This window comes from uncultured Tenacibaculum sp. (assembly GCF_947495995.1).
Taxonomy (GTDB): Bacteria; Bacteroidota; Bacteroidia; order Flavobacteriales; family Flavobacteriaceae; genus Polaribacter.
Genome location: NZ_CANMAX010000004.1, coordinates 151,575 through 168,100, shown reverse-complemented (window position 1 = coordinate 168,100; position 16,526 = coordinate 151,575). Strand labels below are relative to the sequence as shown.

Genomic DNA, 16,526 nt, shown 5'->3' with positions numbered 1-16,526 from the left:
AGATATTTTGTTTTTTTAGTCTAATCATGTAACCATACATGATTTTTCTTATGAATTTATCAATAATTGATATTTCTAAACAACTTTTATTAGCCGTAAAAAATAATAACGAAACCACTAGGTTTACATTAGAACTTTCTTTTACGCCTTTAGAAGTTTTAGAACAAAGTTTACAAGATGGTTCTAAAAAGAAAGCATTCTGGATTAATATCTATAATGCTTACTTTTTAATTTTAAGGAAAGAACTACGCCTAAGTAAACCTCAAATATATAGAGCTAAAATCATTAAAATTGCAGGTTGTTATTTCAGTTTAGATGATATTGAACACGGAATTTTAAGAAAGTATCGTTACAAATATTCGTTAGGATTTATCGCTAATTTATTTGCTCCAAAATTAATTAAACAACTAGCGGTTACAACAATTGATTATCGCATACACTTTGCTTTAAATTGCGGAGCAAAAAGTTGCCCTCCAATTGCTTTTTATAATGCTGATACAATTGATGAACAACTAGATTTGGCAACACAATCTTTTTTAGAGAATGAGACAGACTTTTTTGAGAACAAGAAAGAAGTACATGTAACCATGTTATTCAAATGGTTTTTAAAAGATTTTGGTGGTTTTTCTGGTATTCGTGAAATTTATAAAACACAACTAGATAAAAATATTTCAAGTCATGTTATAAAATTCAAGCCTTATTCTTGGGAAGAAAATTTAGATAACTTCGTATCATAAAAAAAACCTTTTACCAATGGTAAAAGGTTTTTCCTTTTTTAAATATATAAATGACAGTCATCGCACATTTTAACTTCTCCGTAATATGTTTCTCTGTATTTATGTAAAGTGTTTACAGGTAGAAACATAAAATATTTTTTTATGTAAGTGACTTTCGTAATTAACCTCCCCATTTGTGGTGAGAATCTGTTTTCTATTTTGGTTTTTCTTTTAATGTGAAATAACTTCATTAATTAATTCTGATTTATTTTAAGTTTATAATTTTCTATGATAATACGATGTCTGCTTTCAATTGTTGCACTTTACTTTTTGTCCAAGCATTTAACATCCAACTTGTTTTCTCTAAGTCTTTAATGTATCCTCCAATTAAATCGATTGTACCTTCATCTCCTACTTGTTCTGCTTTTTTAATTACTATATTCATTTGATATAATAATTTCTTATGATCTTCTAACAGAATAAACATCATATCTCTATCTGTTTGAAACGGAGAATTCTCTGAAATGGATGAGATTTTTAAATATCTACTATATCTACTTACTGGGTGAAATTGTAAAGTTAAAATTCGTTCTGCTATTTCATCAATTTTTACTCTGGCATCTTTATACATATTCTCGAATTTTTCATGCAATTCAAAAAAGTTTTCTCCCACAATATTCCAGTGAAAGTTTCTTAATTTTTGATAGTAAATATGATAATCTGCTAATAATTGATTTAATTGTTTAGCTACTAATAAGTTTTCTTCTTTATTTCTTGTTAAATAATTCATGTTTAATGTTTTTTCACAATGTGGAAATCAATATAAATTGATAATTGTGTGTTCGTAATTCTTTTTAAAATAAGGCTCTGTACTCTCTACAGAGCCTTTTGTGAAGAGTGATAATAAATACACTCTGGTTATCGGGGGAAAACGAAAGTCTAGTAATCTTTATTGGTAAATAAATAATAATTCGAATCCCTCTCCTTTATCATCAAATACACTTTTAATTAAATGCATTTAGTTCTTTAAATAAGGCTCTGCACTCTGTACAGAGCCTGTGTGAAGAGTATATAATCTACACTCTGGTTATCGGGGAAAACGAAAATCTGTAAAATCCCTTTCACTAGTAAGTAAGTATAAATTCGAATTCCTCGTTTTCGTTATCTACTGCAGTAATTTTAAAGTCTCTTTCTTCTGTTAATGCTACTTCTCCTGTAAAGTTTTCGATATTCTTAAATGAATCGGTATCTAATGAAATTCTTTTGGGTAGAATAGTACTTTGTGATAATAAAGAATTGTCTTTATTTAAAGTATAAGTGACTAGATATGCGTCGTCATAATATTTATCCATATCGTTATCTGTCATTACAATTTTTGTGACTTCAACTGGCGCATCGATTCGATCTTGATTTAACTTGTAGCGGTCTTTTTTATCGAATTTAACGTCTTCCTCTTTTAAGGTTATAATTTTGATGTCTTTGTAAATCCATTTACCATTTTCATAAACTTTTGTTTTTCCTTCTTCAATAGTTTTAATGTAATCTGTTTTAATTATGTCTTGTTGTGCGAATAACAATCCTAAACTAAAAATTAATGCTGTTGTGAATACTTTTTTCATAATGTATATGTTTTTAAAGTTAGTAGTAACTTACTTTTTAGATGCTTACTATTTAACATCTGCATTTATGCTTTTAAACAAATACACTACAAAATTAAGCAGGCTTTATCTTCTTCTTTAGCTCATATGATTTCATTCTTGACTCATTTAAAAAAACCTGTAAAACAAGCATTTAAAAACTAAAAAAGTAGGAAATGGGTTAATAAAAACATCATTTGAGTTCATCTTAGAATTCGAAATGAGTTATCTTGAAGTGAACATTAAAACAAGTTTATTTTATGAAAAAAGTATCTAAATTTTTAAAGGTAAGAAGAAAGCGTTCTAAACCTTTTAACCAAAAAAACTACAACGAAAGTAACATCATTATAATAATAGGTATCGTAGCTTTAATTATTGCAATTATTGTTTCTATTATATTAATGACAAAATAAATTATAACGACTTAAACTGCTATAACTTCCAATTATAAAGTTTAAAAGGAGATTGTATCAAACTGGTTTTTCCGAAAGGTGTAATTTCAACTTTGTTCTCAAAAGCATGTATTAAAAGATCTTTTTCATCTATTTTTCCTATCACACCTTTGTCTTTATATAAAACAGATACTTGAAAACCAAAATGAAGAATTGTTCCTGGTTTAATATTATCTGATTCTTCTACATATTTATAGATATTTCTTGGTCCGCAATACGGAATTTTATGTCCCAATTGCCTCCTGCCATAAATTGCTAATTCAGCGCAATCGCTACCAATTGCTAAATCAGTTTGATGTCCATAATCTGGAATAGTTTTCGGCGGAATAATAAATGGTAAGTTTAATAGCTCTGTTAAAATACCTGTGTAAGAATTATCTCTTCTAACTATGATTTGAATAATCGATTCAGATTCAAAATGAATTGGCTTATTCGATTTTATTTTGCTCTTCGAATTCTTAAACCTTCCGTAATAATAAGTTCCAGGTGATAGGTTAGATAAATTAAGTATTTTACTTTCTGACTTATTTTGTACTTCAGAAACCTCATAATCTATCTTTAGTATATTTTGTTTCTTACTTGATAAATTATCGTATTCTTTTAGAACTGGCTTGATATTATACCACTTTCCCTGAGCATCTGTTTCAAGTTTTATATGATCTCCTTGAATTATTCGAATTGTCGATTCATAAACAGGAAGATTATGATTTATAGATACTCGTATTTTAGAGTTAAATGAATTTATTCCTAAGAATAATAGAAATATATAACAGCTTATTATTTTCATCTATAGCCTAAAAGAAAAAGTTCTGTAATACAAGTATCATTATACTTAGTTCCTTTATAGACTTCTAAAATTGTAATTGTTACTTTTTTTATTTTCAAATATCCATCTCCAAAATCTGCCACCTTGGATACTAAATCATAAAAATTATCAGTATTGATACTCGAGAATTTCTTGTCTTCAAAAGTTTTTTCGAAACTTGAGGTTTGTGTCTTATTAGGATCGTTATAATCAATAAACTCCTTTTCAACTTTTATCTTTTTCAAACGATTATTCTCCAAATACGTATTTGCATTTTTTGTATATCCGTTGACTAAACAGATCGCAGCTAAATTGTAATCATCTAACTCAATTTCTATTTTCTCGCCTATTCCAGCTCCTTTTTTTCCTTCAACCCAAGCAGTACTAAAATTACCATCAAACAAGTATGATTTTTTATAATTACCTTTTAATTGAGAAGAAACTTTTATCTTTTTAAGATACTTTTTGCTTATTCGTTTCTTCAACAAAAACTTAGAATACTTCTCAGATTCGTTTCTGTAAGACACGTATATTGGTAATTCTTTCTTTAAATCAAAATTACTTTTACTAAGCGAGTACACACCTTCGTTTTCTTTAAGTTCTATTCCTTTAAATTCTAACTTTCCTCCTTTATTAATAACTTCAGTAGCATCTAATTCAATATTCATTGTTTGAACCGTTCCATTTCCCCATTTATGGGCAGGACTGAAGTCATAGATAAATTTTCTATCATCATAGTTTTCAAAAAAACTTTTACTTGTTGACCAATCTAAAAAACTGTTTTTAACTTTATAGCTTACTTTAAGGGTAATAGTTTCATCTTCTTCAAGTGAAAAATTCATTACATGCCATTTTCTTTTTACAGAAACTTTTTCATTTGCAAAACTTTCAACTTCAGATTTGAATACAGAAAGATCTGTTTGACTTTTAAATGGTATTTGTTTATCGTTAATTGAAAATTTAAAACTCGATAATAAATCTTCATCAACTCTCCAATCTGAATCAGTCATAAATTCTACAGGAAAACCATATGTAATATCTTCTTTAGAATAAGCTTTATTTTTTAAAACATAAGTTACCATTACATAGCTATAATCACCTTTTAACTTAATCTTTAAATCCTCTTTGATTAATGTAATATTGGCATGTTTTAATAAAATAATATCTCCTGTTTTATGAAATACTGAACCATCTATTGGTCCACCATTAGCAAAAATTTTAAGTGTAATTATAAAAAATAAAGCAAATATCTTTTTCATAGTTATTCATAGTTTTAAAATGTAAACTTAAAAAAATTACAGCGATTTTTTTCCTTCTACAGAAACTTCTGAACCTTCTAATAAAAATACTGATGTTGGTTTTTCGTCTTTTAGAAACTCAAAATCTTCACCATAATTTGCCTTAAAATCTAATGCTATTTCTGATTTATATACTGGATAAAACTGCCATGTTGGATGTTTTACTTCATATTCTGTAGTTTCTCTTGCATTCTTTTCTGAATATCCCCAATAATGTTCAGCTATGAATTCAATTTCTGAACCTAGTACTATTTCTTGTTGTGTAGTTGAAGCTTCTACAGTAATACGATTCCACTTTTTTTGCTTCTTCCATTTATATTCAACATTTATCTTTTCCTCAGTAATATTCCAATAATGCTGCATTGGCAACGTCTCGTAATGTTCGTTATAAATTGTATTTGCTACAAAAGTAATTGCTGATTTTGGCACAATTTCTTTAATGAAAACAACTCCTCTTTTTGTTTCTCCTTCATGTGATCTTTTTACATAAAACCTTAGGTTGACTTCTTCAAAATTGACATGAAACGGAACTTTTATACCTAGTAATTTTGTATTCAAAAACATAAAACCAACCACACTCACATAACATTTTCCATCAAAGAAATCTAACGATGTTCCCTTTGGTACATAAGGTTGTAATATTTCTGGTTTAACTGCATAATTAATCATTACTAACTTTCGCCATTCTGCTTTTAAAAAACTCATATTTCAAATGTATTAAATAATATTACCTCAACTTTTTAAATTGAACTTTAATGCTGTGTTAAGATTATATAATCTCTTTCCATTTACCTGATTCAGCATAAGATTTTATTGTATTATTTCTTTCTACCAAAAAGCGAGTCATATACTTTTCTAAGAAAAGATAATCTACAAATTTACCAAGTACTCCTAAAGGTGAAATATATTCCATAACGTCGACCAATAATGTGGTATTATTTTGATGCGAAAAGAAATGCTCATGTCTAAATTTCTTGAACGCTCCTTTCACCATTTTATCTGCAAAATAGCTCGATGGAGCACAGCCTGTAATTTTAGATGTGAAATTCTGATAAACACCTAAATGTTTTGCACGCCAAGTAACAGTTTCTCCTAATTCTATTAATCCTGACTTTCTTCCAGCTACTACTTTTTCATTTGTTACTTGAGTTGAAATTTTATGCAACTCGATACTTCTTGATAAATCGAAAACTAATTGTTTCGGTGCTTTTATTTTAGTGAATAACATGATTATTGGCATAATTTTATGTTTTATGGTGTTTAGTTTTATAAAGTCATTACGATTGAAGCAAAGCGAAAAGAAGTAATCCATCTATACCTCAGATTGCTTCGTCTTACTCGCAATGACTATTCTATTTTAAATTCATAAAAATTATCCGTTTGAAATTTGAAGCCAAGGTTCAATAGTTTTTTCGGATACACATTTCTACTTTTTAATAGTAATTCAGTTTCTGTTCCAATGAATTTTGCTCCTAATTTTAACATCCACTTTGGAGATGGTAAACCCAATGAAACTTTTAATTTTTGTCTTAATTCTTTTTGAAATGCTGCATTCTTAATAGGATTTGGAACACACAGATTGTAAACTCCCGATTTTTGAATGATTAAAAAATCTATAGCATTTATATAATCTTGCTCTGAAATCCAACTGATAAATTGTTTTCCATTACCTTGCTTCCCTCCTAACCCTAATTTTGTCATTCTTTTCATTATCGGAAATGCTCCGCCTTTATTTCCAATAACAATAGATGTTCTCGTAATTATTTTTTTAGTTTTTGGTAATTCAAAAGCATTAAAAACTTGTTCCCATTTCTTGCATACATCCATAGAAAAATCAATTCCTATTTCTCCATCGTCTTCAGTCATTAATTTATCTTTTGAATGTCTGTAAATCGTTGCTGAAGAAGACTGAATAAAAATTTTAGGTGGAAATTTTAGCTCTTGAATAACTTCACATAATACACTTGTACTTTCTAATCTGCTTGAATAAATTTCAGCTTTATTTTTAGCTGTATATCTACAATTCACCGATTTACCTGTTAAGTTGATTAATAGATCTGTGTTTTCTAAAAAGTTAGTCCAATAGCCTTTCGTTTTTCCATCCCATTCTAAGTAATTTACATTTTCAACATTTAACTGTTGTGTTCTAGTTAAAATGTAAATCTGATTTTCTTTCTTTTTTCTATAGTATTCGGTAAGCAACTTCCCCAAATATCCAGCTCCTCCAGCGATAACGATTTTCATAACTAACCCTAACTTTGTGTTCTTAAATTTTCTGCCTTACTTGCTTTTCTTCCTTTTAAAAAGAACATAATAAACACTATCATAACAACACCTAAATACACTGAAAAACCTCCAATTTTTGCACTTAGTGTTTCTACTAAATCTTTGTAATCTGTTAACGAATAAATTTTTATGATTTTTAAAGCAAAGCCAATGTTTACTAAGTAGAAACCAATCTTAAATAATTTATTTGTAGCCATAGCAATTTCTTGTTGCTGATTGAAAATATCTAGCATAAATATTTTACTATTCTTAAATAAATGTTGCGATACAAAAGTGGTTAATCCTGTACTAATTGGTAAATAAATTGCATAAGCTATTAATACTAGTGTTGTGTTCATAATTACTTGTTTTTAAAATGTTTGTGTGATATATATATTGTGATAAGATTTATTCCGTGTAAAAAAGCTATGAGTAATAAAACAAAACTCAATCTGCCAGTAATTTCTTCTATCAATTCTTGAATATTTACGATGTTATTTAAACTATTTAGCGTGAAAACAACAATTCCTAAATTCAATACATAATAAGCCGTTCGTAATACTTTATTGATTCCGTTTGCGAAATTTAGATCGTTTGGAAAAAAATTAGCTATGTATATTTTTCCGTTTTGATAACATTCATTTCCAACATAAACTATAATAATTCCAGAGATGAGAATGTAAACTATGTAGGTTACAATATCCATAGTATTATCCGTTTAAGATGAAAAATAAAATGATCACTCTATATCCAATCCAAGTCCAACTTAAGTAACTTGGTAACTCTAATAATTTGATTCTTCTTTTATGTTCAAAAAACATGAAACCAACAACTCCAGAAAAAGCAAATAAGATCAACCATTGTGGAAAACTAGCTATACTATTTAATACGATTAATTGAAACAAACCAATACAACCGATTAATGAAACAGTAATGAGGTTTCCAACGTAATTCAAAATGATTTTAAAATCTTTATTGATAATAAATACAGTTTGAGTAACTATTAAACCTAATGCTAGCCAAATTTCTCTTGTAAAACTTGCTTTTGGTAAAGCCTGAATTATATGCGAAAATTGAAATAATGTTATTGACGTTATTAAAGTTCCTAAGACAATAAATAACAATCTGTATTTCACATTAAAATCTGGAATGCATTCTAACTCTTCAGATGCTTTCTTTTCTGAAGGAATAATTACTTTTCTATTGTAAGAAATCAAGGAATATAACTTTGATAATCCGTATTTAATAGGTTTGAAGTTTCCTATTTTTTCCACAATTGGAAATGAATTTCCTATTACTTTTAATAAACTATCGATACCATAAGTAACTTGTTTATTTTCTCTATCGACTAAAGCTATTTCATTTACAGCTCTTTTTACATCTATAAACTTTCTCTCTTTTGCTGTTATTTTACCGAAAGACTTTCTTCCCTCTGTATCTAACATTTTAGCTTTAACAAAAGCGCTAGTATAAAAGTTACATAACGGACAATCTGTATCGTATAATAATGTATGTTGATTTAAAGTTTTCATATTTTCAAAAATTATTGAAAGTTAATAATCAAATTTTTTTACTCTAATTTTAAGTTTTCAAGAAATAGAGTTACAGAAAAAGCTAAAATAATTGGCATTATATTAAAAAATAGCTCTTTGGATATACTTGCCGTTGGGTAAGACATAAAAAAATGCCACGTAACAAAATAAAAAGTAACAAGAGAAAAGTAAATGACTTCAAAAACTTTGCTTCTTCTACTTAAAATTTTCCACTTAAAAAGTATAGCTATACAAACTAAAACCTGACAAAACCCTAAAGGAATAGCAAATAAAGTGGCAAAAATCAAATTATTTATATCAACAATTCCCAATAATAGTAGTAATGTGAAGATTATGACAAATATTCTATTTATATATTTCATAGTTTCAGAAATTATTGAAAGCTTGTTTTTAAATTTTTTTATTTCTTAATTAATCTTGTAAAATTAGATAATAACCAATGCTCGTCTGCTTTAATTGCCTTTTCTAATAAACCGTTAAACATTCCTGTTACAGATAAAATATCTTTCATTAGTTTACGAAAAACCTCAGCGTCTTCAGAATTTTCACTTACATCGTTTTGTAACTCTTCTAATACTTTTAATACAGGTTCAATTTCTCTTTTCTTACGCTCTTTGGTTACTTGTTTAAATAGCTCCCAAATATCTTTGTCAGCTACAAAAAATTCTTTGCGCTCTCCTGCTACAAACTCTTTTCTTACAATTCCCCAATCGATTAATGCACGAACATTCATGTTTACATTTCCACGAGAAATTTTTAAAGCTTCCATAATTTCATCTGCAGATAAAGCTTCATTAGTCGCTAGTAGTAACGCATGTACTTGAGCCATCGTTTTATTTATACCCCAACTTGTTGCTAAACTACCCCAAGTTTGTATGTACTTTATTTTTGCGTCTTCTAACTTCATGCGACAAATATATATGTTTTTTCTAAACTTTCAAAAATTATTGAAAATAAAATATTTTTGTTTTCCATTACTACGCAACTTATTTCTAAAATCCAAGTTAAATAAGCCTAAAAAATAGTACAAAAGATACATTCATTACAAAGCACTATATAATATATTAATCTCAATAAATAAAGTAAAATATAATTCCAGATAATATCATAAATAACTTATTAATTTTTATTTTTTTTATTCTTGTGTAATATTTTTAAATCAGGATTTACTAATCATGTAAAATATATTTTTTGAGTAACGATTTTTACATATCATCAATTCTGCCTCATGCAGGAATCATTATTAAAATCTGTAGAGCATATACAAACTCTCAAGAAGATTTTGAAGATTTTTATCAAGAAGCTTGTCTACAAATTTGGAAAAGTAGAGCTGCATTTCAAGAAAAGTCAAAATGGTCTACATGGGTGTATCGAATTACCTTAAATGTTTGTTTAACATTAGATAAAAAGAACAAAAGAAAGCCTATAAATACAGAACATTTCTCTGAGCTTTCTGAAAATAATAAAGCTTTTGAAAACGAGCATTTGAACTTACTTTATGCTGCAATTAAAAAATTATCTGAAGTAGATAGAGCTATAATTTTATTGCATCTTGAAGAAAATCCTTACAAAGAAATTGCTGCAATTATTGGAACTAGCGCTAACAATATAGCAGTACGTATAAACAGAATAAAAAAACAATTAAAAAAAATATTAGATGGAAAAATCAATTGAAAAGATATGGAATGAAGCTTTTATTGATGAACAATCTTTAATTGCTCCTAGAATTAATAATTTATATAATCAGAAATCTAAATCTATTGTTAGCAAAATTAAACGAACTTATGAGTTTGATAACAGAGGTTTATTACCAATGGCTGGAATTGTAGCTATTGGAGGCATACTTTTATCGGAAACCATTATTGGTTTATATGGTACAATTTTAATCCTTTGCTTGTATTATTATAACAATAGATTACTACGTAGATTTTCTAGTTTAGATGTAAAATCTGATAATTTAACGTATTTAAAAAATTATCGAAAAGTGATTAAATCAGTTTCTTTAGCAACGAAACGAATGTTCATTTTTGTAATTCCGTTTGTAGTTTTATCTATTTTTATTTTAGCCTTTTTTCTGAAGGAAAATAGCTTTTTATCTAAATTTATAAATAGTGAAACTACCTTATTAGAAATTATTGGTATTGGAGGATCTGTTGCAATTATCGTTTCTATAATTTCAATGATAGCTTTTAAACTTTCTACCAAATTATTATACGCTACATTATTTTCTAAACTAGACGACCTTATTAACGAAATAGAAGGTTTAAAAAACGAATAAATTATAATCGTCATCTTAGCAAACTAGGATGACAATTTTTATTTTTAAACTGATTTCTTCTGTAAAATAGTTAATGCAACTCGAATTTGTTCATAAGGAACTTTCTCTCCTAGAAATTCGAAATATGGTTTTAATGCTGTTTCGTTTTTCAATACTTTCTTAGCATTTGCTACTTCTTTTATTGTTTCTGGTGAAGTAAACTGATCTAAATTAATATCCTTTCCTTCTAGATATAGTTTCGATAAATGAGAAAATATAGTTGGTGTTTTTAAAGCTCTAGCTTCTGCTATTTCTTCAATAGTTAAACCTTGGCTGTATAATTTATATGTTTCTAAAGCCGTATTCTTTTTCCCTCTCTTTTTTTCTTGAAGGAAATTTTTAATTTCTTCCATAAATTCTCCTCCATAAACTTCAAGTTTACGCTGCCCTACTCCACTTACAGCTAAGAACTCATTATCTGTTAACGGACGTTCTTTTTCTATTTCTCTTAATGTCGCATCGTTAAAAACTAAATAAGCAGCTATATTTTCTTCAGTTGCAATTCGATAACGTAATGCTCTTAAACGTTCGAATAAAGTATCTTTCGCCGCAGTTTTTGTACTTTTTGAAGCAACTCTCCTTTCTTCTTTCTTAACTTCTACTGGCGCTGTTAATTGAATCTTTTCTCCATCGAATAATACCTTTTTAGAGAAGTCTGTTAACTGTAATGCATTATTTAAATGAAAAGCAATTTGGCAATAACCTTGATTTGCTAATTGAACTAAATAATGTTGCCAATCTCTCCATGAAATATCTCTTCCTACTCCATAAGTTTTCAAAGTATTGTAATTTTTATCTAATACTGTAGCGTTTTGTGCTCCTCTAAGAACATCAATCACTGTTCCCATGGCTTCTTTTCCTTTCAACCTAAAAATTGCTGACAAGGCTTTTTGAGCAATTACAGTTCCGTCGAAAAACTGAGGTGGATTTTTACATACATCACAATTTCCACAGTTTTCTTCAATCAATTCTCCAAAGTAACTCAATAAGATTTTCCTTCTACAAACAGTCGCTTCTGCAAACTGTTTCATTCGGTCTAGTTTTGCTTCTTGAACTTCTTTATTTGTTGTATTTTCTATAAACTGACGTAATTGTATTACATCTGCATAACTATGAAATAACAATGCTTTCGCTGGTAATCCATCTCTTCCTGAACGTCCTATTTCCTGATAATAGCCTTCTATATTTTTAGGCATATTATAATGAATCACCCAACGTACATTCGATTTATCAATTCCCATTCCGAAAGCAATAGTTGCACAAATGATTTGAACGTCGTCTTTTACAAAAGCTTCTTGTGTTTTTGCTCGTTCTTCAAAAGATAATCCTGCATGATATGCTCTTGCATCTATATTTTGTTCTTGTAATTTTCTTGCTAATTGTTCTGTAGCTTTTCTACTTAAACAATAAATAATCCCAGCTTCATCTGGAGCTCTTTTTATAAAATTTACAATCTGCTTAATTCTTTCATTTCCTGGACGAACTTCTAAACTAATATTAGCTCTATTGAATGAACTAATAAAACGCGTCGCATGAGGAATTACTAATTGCTCTACAATATCTTCTTGAGTAGCTTTATCTGCAGTAGCCGTTAATGCAACAATTGGAACTTCTGGTAACGATTTTTTTAAAAAAGCAAGTTGCTTGTACGAAGGTCTAAAATCATGTCCCCAAGAAGAAATACAGTGCGCTTCATCAATAGCTATAGCACTTACGTAGGTTTGATTTAAAATATTTTGAAGTAATGGTAAACTTTCAGGTGCAACATATAACAGTTTAATTTTTCTTTCTGCAACAGCACTAAAAACAGCATCTTGATCTTCTTTAGATTGACTACTGTTGTAATACATTGCTGGAATACCATTTGCCTTTAAACTATCAACCTGATCTTTCATTAAGGCAATTAAAGGCGAAATAACCAAAGTAACTCCTTCGAAAAATAAAGCTGGTAATTGATAACAAATCGATTTACCTCCACCTGTTGGCATAATTACTAACGTATCTTGCTTTTCTAAGATATTTGTAATTATTTTTTGCTGATTTAATCGAAAACTATCATAACCAAAGTTCGTCTTTAACTTCTCTAACAATTCTACTTCTTGGTATTCCATTCGGCAAAAATAAGCATAAAAAAAGCGAAGTTTTTTACAACTTCGCTTTTCAGAAAATTAAAATTTTCTTTTTCTACTTAATATCTTGTAGTAAAACATCTACAGCTTTTTTAAGCTGAGCATCTTCTCCTCTATCTTTCCATCCTGGAGCGTTTTTCACTAAGAAATCTGGAACAGCTGGCGCTTCATTTTCCATATTTTTTCCTGATTGTTTTACAAACCATGCTCTAAAAGGCATACGGATAAATCCGTTTTGTAATCCTGCTCCACCAGTAGAAATTACAGCTCCAAATGAAGGCTGTCCTACTAATTTACCTAACCCTAAATTCTTAAACGCATGTGCGAAAATTTCTGCATTTGAGTAGCTATTCTCGTTACATAAAGCAACAACTGGCTTTATGTTTACAGATAATATTGCTCTTTCGTTATAAGGATAATGATTTTCGAATTTCTTATGATTCTTTAATGACTTTGTTGCTCCTCTTGGAACGGTATAAGCATGTTGCTTTACATTTAAAACTGCCATTAATCTATCAGTAGTCCATCCACCACCGTTGTATCTTACATCGATTACGATTCCTTTTTTACCGTAACCACTTGCTTTTAACTCTCTTTCGAAACGCTCAAAACTTGGTTGATTCATTCCTTGAATATGAATATAACCTAATTGTCCGTTTGAATATTGGTCAACTAACTTTTTTCTAGAACGAATCCACTCTTCATATTGTAATCTTCTTAAACTTCCTTGAGGACGTAATACAACTTCTTTACCAGAACTTAAGGTTAATAATGTTTCAGTATTAATTGTGTTTTTAAGTGATTTATAGAAACTTTCACCTTTAGGAACTTCAATTCCATTTACATGTGTAATAATATCTCCTACATTTAATTTGCTCTTAGATTTATCTGATACAGAATTTGGTAAAACGTAGTTTACTTTTGCTCCGTTACTTGTATCTGTAACATCTAACCCTAATAAACCAATTTTATCAGAAGGATTTGGTGGAGTAAAACTTCTATACCCCATATGACTCGCATTTAATTGTCCTAATAATAAATTGAACATATACGAATAATCTTGATCTGTAGTAGCTGATAATACCCAAGGTTTATATCTTTTCACTAAAGAATTCCAATCGTATCCGTGGAAATTAGGATCATAAAAACCAGCAGTTAATGCTCTAATTCCTTCGTTAAATACTTGTTCGTTAATTTTACCTCTATACTTTGTGTATATTGCTTTATGTGGATAAACTGTAATTCTGTCTGACTTAGTATTTAATTCTTTTAAAACTCCTCCAGCAGTAAAGTATAATTTTCCTTTTTGTAATGAAAAACCTCCAGCTCTTGCTCCACCTTTAATTGCTTTAGGTTTAGAACCGTCCCACTTAATTTTATATAAGTTTCTTCTTTTAGAAGATGGATCTGTTGCTGAATAATACATAAAATTACTATCTCCACTAAACGCTAAACTAAATTCATCGTCTGATAATGAAGTAACTTGAACTAATCTGTCAAAAATTCTCTCTTCATCTATTTTAACAATTACAGATTTTTTCTTTGGTTTCTTAGGCTTTTTGGCTGCATCTTTTTTATCGCCTTTAGCTTTCTTTTCATCTTCTTTCTTGTAATAGTCTCCTTCTTCGTGATCTATTCTTGACTTTTCCCAATCTTCTTTTTGTAACCAAACCATCCAAACATCATAATTGATGTCATTTCTGTTTGAAAGGAATGCTAATTTCTTCCCATCTGGACTCCAAACTGGATTGATGTCATTTCTTGGGTGCATACTTACGTTCATTTTTTTACTCTTATCTGCAACAGATTGAATAAAAATCTCAGTATCAAAATCTAAATCCGTTTGAGAATAAGCAATATACTTACTATCTGGACTCCAAGAAACGCCTTGTGGCGCAGACCAACTATCTATAAAAGTTTGCTTATTCTTTAATTTTCCATCTTCAATATCAGCAATAATTAACTTTCCTCTACCAACTTGATAAGCAATTTTCTTCTGATCTGGAGAAATAATAAATCCTTGAATATCTTCTTTTGCGCTAGTTAATTTCTCGTTATTAATTTTTAATGATCTTTCAATTCCTACTTTATCATCAGCTGAAGTTGCCTTGTATAATTGGAATAAACCATCTCTATCAGACAAAAACACTACTGTTTTATCATCAAACCACCCTACGCTTTTATCACTGTAAGGATCTTTACTAACATTGTTAGTTCTCTTTTTTTCTTTATTATTTTCTTTTACAAAAATTTCTCCGTCGATAGCAATTGCAGCCATTTTTCCGTTAGGAGAGATAGCAAAATTTCTAATACCGCCAATTGTAGTTCTTGTTTGTTCAGAATTTAATCTACTATCTGAAGCGATATCAATAGTTAACTTTTTACTGCTTCCATTCTTTAATTGGAAAACAGAAATTCCTGAAGTATATACTATTGTTCCGTTATTACTAACAGAGTATGTACGAACTCCGTTTTTAGTTAAATTCGTTAACTTTTGTTTAGCTCCACTAACTTCACCATTTGAAGCAATCTTTTGTTTGTAAATATTATATCTACCGCTTTCAGCACCTATGAAATATAAGTTTCCATCCGCATCCCAAGCTGGTGAATGATCATTTTTATTACTTGTAGTGATTTGAATATACTTCATAGTTTGCGTGTTGTAAATCCAAACATCTCTTTGAGCAGAACCTGAGTAATCTTCACGTGCAATTCTACAAGCTCCTTTAGTAAATGCAATTAACTTTCCATTAGGAGATACTGTAGCCATTTCTCCATAAGCATTTAACAAACGTGTAGGTGTTCCTCCGTTTTCATTTACAGCATACATTTGTAAATCCCATTCCGGACCAGCATAAATACGACGAGTTGTAAAAATTACATCTCCGTTTTTATCCCAAGATGTTGGAATGTTTGTTGTTGGATAATACGTTAATTGTTTAGGAACTCCTCCGTTTACTGAAGTTGTAAAAATGTTGCTATTTCCTTTTCTATCAGAAGTAAAAGCAATTTCATTTCCTTTAGGATTCCAAACTGGATTTGTTTCATAGGCTTTATGTATCGTTAGCCTTTTTGCATCTTTTGAGTTAAGATTATACACCCAAATATCTCCATAATAACTGAAAGCCATTTGAGAAGCATCTGGACTTATCGCTGGTTTGCGTATTAACTGTCCTTGCACGGTTGTTAAGCCAATAAAGGATAGTAATACTACTAAAGTAGTTTGTTTTAAATTCATTATAGTAAGATTTCTTATGCAACGAATTTAAAGTTTTCCTAGGTTGTTATTAATTTTTTAAGATTTTTTAACAACTCAGTTGCGATAATGTAGTTAGCTGTTTTTCAGAAAAAGAT

Annotated in this window: 18 protein-coding genes; 4 read left to right on the top strand and 14 right to left on the bottom strand. The window is 29.1% G+C overall.

The window, feature by feature from the left end:
* The first annotated feature begins 50 nt into the window (after window positions 1-50).
* Window positions 51-737, top strand: coding sequence for a DUF547 domain-containing protein (locus Q1A15_RS13090; RefSeq protein WP_299624560.1), 687 nt, complete (start codon window positions 51-53; stop codon window positions 735-737).
* Window positions 738-1,002: 265 nt separating this feature from the next.
* On the opposite strand, the gene Q1A15_RS13080 is transcribed toward Q1A15_RS13090, so the two are convergent.
* Together Q1A15_RS13080 and Q1A15_RS13075 are read right to left on the bottom strand one after the other, a co-directional pair.
* Entirely contained in the window at window positions 1,003-1,506 is a 504-nt protein-coding gene (locus Q1A15_RS13080) for a DNA starvation/stationary phase protection protein (RefSeq protein WP_299624554.1), read from the bottom strand.
* 334 nt (window positions 1,507-1,840) lie between these two features.
* Entirely contained in the window at window positions 1,841-2,335 is a 495-nt protein-coding gene (locus tag Q1A15_RS13075) for a hypothetical protein (protein WP_299624551.1), read from the bottom strand.
* A gap of 278 nt (window positions 2,336-2,613) precedes the next feature.
* Between Q1A15_RS13075 and Q1A15_RS13070 the strand changes: the two genes are divergently transcribed.
* Window positions 2,614-2,766: a hypothetical protein gene (locus Q1A15_RS13070; protein ID WP_299624548.1), complete on the top strand. Its 153-nt coding sequence runs from the start codon at window positions 2,614-2,616 to the stop codon at window positions 2,764-2,766.
* 19 nt (window positions 2,767-2,785) lie between these two features.
* Here Q1A15_RS13070 and Q1A15_RS13065 read toward each other — a convergent pair whose 3' ends face one another.
* The 10 genes from Q1A15_RS13065 to Q1A15_RS13020 all read right to left on the bottom strand — a co-directional run bounded on the left by Q1A15_RS13065 (window position 2,786) and on the right by Q1A15_RS13020 (window position 9,633).
* Window positions 2,786-3,592 (bottom strand): hypothetical protein, encoded by an 807-nt coding sequence (locus tag Q1A15_RS13065; protein ID WP_299624545.1) that lies wholly within the window; start codon window positions 3,590-3,592, stop codon window positions 2,786-2,788.
* Window positions 3,589-4,869 (bottom strand): hypothetical protein, encoded by a 1,281-nt coding sequence (locus Q1A15_RS13060; RefSeq protein WP_299624542.1) that lies wholly within the window; start codon window positions 4,867-4,869, stop codon window positions 3,589-3,591. The genes Q1A15_RS13065 and Q1A15_RS13060 overlap by 4 nt, the downstream gene beginning before the upstream one ends.
* Window positions 4,870-4,905: 36 nt before the next feature.
* Entirely contained in the window at window positions 4,906-5,613 is a 708-nt protein-coding gene (locus Q1A15_RS13055) for a DUF2071 domain-containing protein (RefSeq protein WP_299624539.1), read from the bottom strand.
* A gap of 64 nt (window positions 5,614-5,677) precedes the next feature.
* On the bottom strand, window positions 5,678-6,148 hold the full coding sequence (locus Q1A15_RS13050; RefSeq protein ID WP_299624536.1) for an SRPBCC family protein: 471 nt from the start codon (window positions 6,146-6,148) through the stop codon (window positions 5,678-5,680).
* 107 nt (window positions 6,149-6,255) lie between these two features.
* Window positions 6,256-7,152 carry a TIGR01777 family oxidoreductase gene (locus tag Q1A15_RS13045; RefSeq protein ID WP_299624533.1) on the bottom strand — a complete coding sequence of 299 codons (897 nt, stop codon included), beginning with the start codon at window positions 7,150-7,152 and terminating at the stop codon, window positions 6,256-6,258.
* 8 nt (window positions 7,153-7,160) lie between these two features.
* Window positions 7,161-7,532, bottom strand: a complete 372-nt coding sequence (locus tag Q1A15_RS13040; protein WP_299624530.1) for a hypothetical protein — start codon at window positions 7,530-7,532, stop codon at window positions 7,161-7,163.
* 2 nt (window positions 7,533-7,534) lie between these two features.
* A complete protein-coding gene (locus Q1A15_RS13035; RefSeq protein ID WP_299624527.1) occupies window positions 7,535-7,879 on the bottom strand; it encodes a hypothetical protein in 345 nt (114 codons plus the stop codon).
* 4 nt (window positions 7,880-7,883) lie between these two features.
* Entirely contained in the window at window positions 7,884-8,705 is an 822-nt protein-coding gene (locus Q1A15_RS13030) for a hypothetical protein (protein ID WP_299624524.1), read from the bottom strand.
* A gap of 38 nt (window positions 8,706-8,743) precedes the next feature.
* Complete coding sequence (locus tag Q1A15_RS13025) at window positions 8,744-9,037, bottom strand: hypothetical protein (protein ID WP_299624521.1); 294 nt, start codon at window positions 9,035-9,037, stop codon at window positions 8,744-8,746.
* A gap of 89 nt (window positions 9,038-9,126) precedes the next feature.
* A complete protein-coding gene (locus tag Q1A15_RS13020; RefSeq protein WP_299624518.1) occupies window positions 9,127-9,633 on the bottom strand; it encodes a MarR family transcriptional regulator in 507 nt (168 codons plus the stop codon).
* 284 nt (window positions 9,634-9,917) lie between these two features.
* Between Q1A15_RS13020 and Q1A15_RS13015 the strand changes: the two genes are divergently transcribed.
* Together Q1A15_RS13015 and Q1A15_RS13010 are read left to right on the top strand one after the other, a co-directional pair.
* Window positions 9,918-10,400 carry a sigma-70 family RNA polymerase sigma factor gene (locus Q1A15_RS13015; protein WP_299624515.1) on the top strand — a complete coding sequence of 161 codons (483 nt, stop codon included), beginning with the start codon at window positions 9,918-9,920 and terminating at the stop codon, window positions 10,398-10,400.
* The gene (locus tag Q1A15_RS13010) at window positions 10,384-11,004 is read left to right on the top strand and encodes a hypothetical protein (RefSeq protein WP_299624512.1); all 621 of its coding nucleotides are present in this window, start codon (window positions 10,384-10,386) and stop codon (window positions 11,002-11,004) included. Before Q1A15_RS13015 ends, Q1A15_RS13010 begins: the two co-directional genes overlap by 17 nt.
* A gap of 44 nt (window positions 11,005-11,048) precedes the next feature.
* On the opposite strand, the gene recQ is transcribed toward Q1A15_RS13010, so the two are convergent.
* Window positions 11,049-13,154 carry a DNA helicase RecQ gene (gene recQ / locus Q1A15_RS13005; protein WP_299624509.1) on the bottom strand — a complete coding sequence of 702 codons (2,106 nt, stop codon included), beginning with the start codon at window positions 13,152-13,154 and terminating at the stop codon, window positions 11,049-11,051.
* Between the two features lie 73 nt (window positions 13,155-13,227).
* Window positions 13,228-16,410 (bottom strand): S41 family peptidase, encoded by a 3,183-nt coding sequence (locus Q1A15_RS13000; RefSeq protein ID WP_299624506.1) that lies wholly within the window; start codon window positions 16,408-16,410, stop codon window positions 13,228-13,230.
* Window positions 16,411-16,526 lie beyond the last annotated feature (116 nt).

Coding starts and splice junctions, on each gene's coding strand:
- Q1A15_RS13090 (WP_299624560.1), top strand. CDS start 51: ATGAATTTATCAATAATTGATATTTCTAAACAACTTTTATTAGCCGTA.
- Q1A15_RS13080 (WP_299624554.1), bottom strand. CDS start 1,506: ATGAATTATTTAACAAGAAATAAAGAAGAAAACTTATTAGTAGCTAAA.
- Q1A15_RS13075 (WP_299624551.1), bottom strand. CDS start 2,335: ATGAAAAAAGTATTCACAACAGCATTAATTTTTAGTTTAGGATTGTTA.
- Q1A15_RS13070 (WP_299624548.1), top strand. CDS start 2,614: ATGAAAAAAGTATCTAAATTTTTAAAGGTAAGAAGAAAGCGTTCTAAA.
- Q1A15_RS13065 (WP_299624545.1), bottom strand. CDS start 3,592: ATGAAAATAATAAGCTGTTATATATTTCTATTATTCTTAGGAATAAAT.
- Q1A15_RS13060 (WP_299624542.1), bottom strand. CDS start 4,869: ATGAAAAAGATATTTGCTTTATTTTTTATAATTACACTTAAAATTTTT.
- Q1A15_RS13055 (WP_299624539.1), bottom strand. CDS start 5,613: ATGAGTTTTTTAAAAGCAGAATGGCGAAAGTTAGTAATGATTAATTAT.
- Q1A15_RS13050 (WP_299624536.1), bottom strand. CDS start 6,148: ATGCCAATAATCATGTTATTCACTAAAATAAAAGCACCGAAACAATTA.
- Q1A15_RS13045 (WP_299624533.1), bottom strand. CDS start 7,152: ATGAAAATCGTTATCGCTGGAGGAGCTGGATATTTGGGGAAGTTGCTT.
- Q1A15_RS13040 (WP_299624530.1), bottom strand. CDS start 7,532: ATGAACACAACACTAGTATTAATAGCTTATGCAATTTATTTACCAATT.
- Q1A15_RS13035 (WP_299624527.1), bottom strand. CDS start 7,879: ATGGATATTGTAACCTACATAGTTTACATTCTCATCTCTGGAATTATT.
- Q1A15_RS13030 (WP_299624524.1), bottom strand. CDS start 8,705: ATGAAAACTTTAAATCAACATACATTATTATACGATACAGATTGTCCG.
- Q1A15_RS13020 (WP_299624518.1), bottom strand. CDS start 9,633: ATGAAGTTAGAAGACGCAAAAATAAAGTACATACAAACTTGGGGTAGT.
- Q1A15_RS13010 (WP_299624512.1), top strand. CDS start 10,384: ATGGAAAAATCAATTGAAAAGATATGGAATGAAGCTTTTATTGATGAA.
- recQ (WP_299624509.1), bottom strand. CDS start 13,154: ATGGAATACCAAGAAGTAGAATTGTTAGAGAAGTTAAAGACGAACTTT.
- Q1A15_RS13000 (WP_299624506.1), bottom strand. CDS start 16,410: ATGAATTTAAAACAAACTACTTTAGTAGTATTACTATCCTTTATTGGC.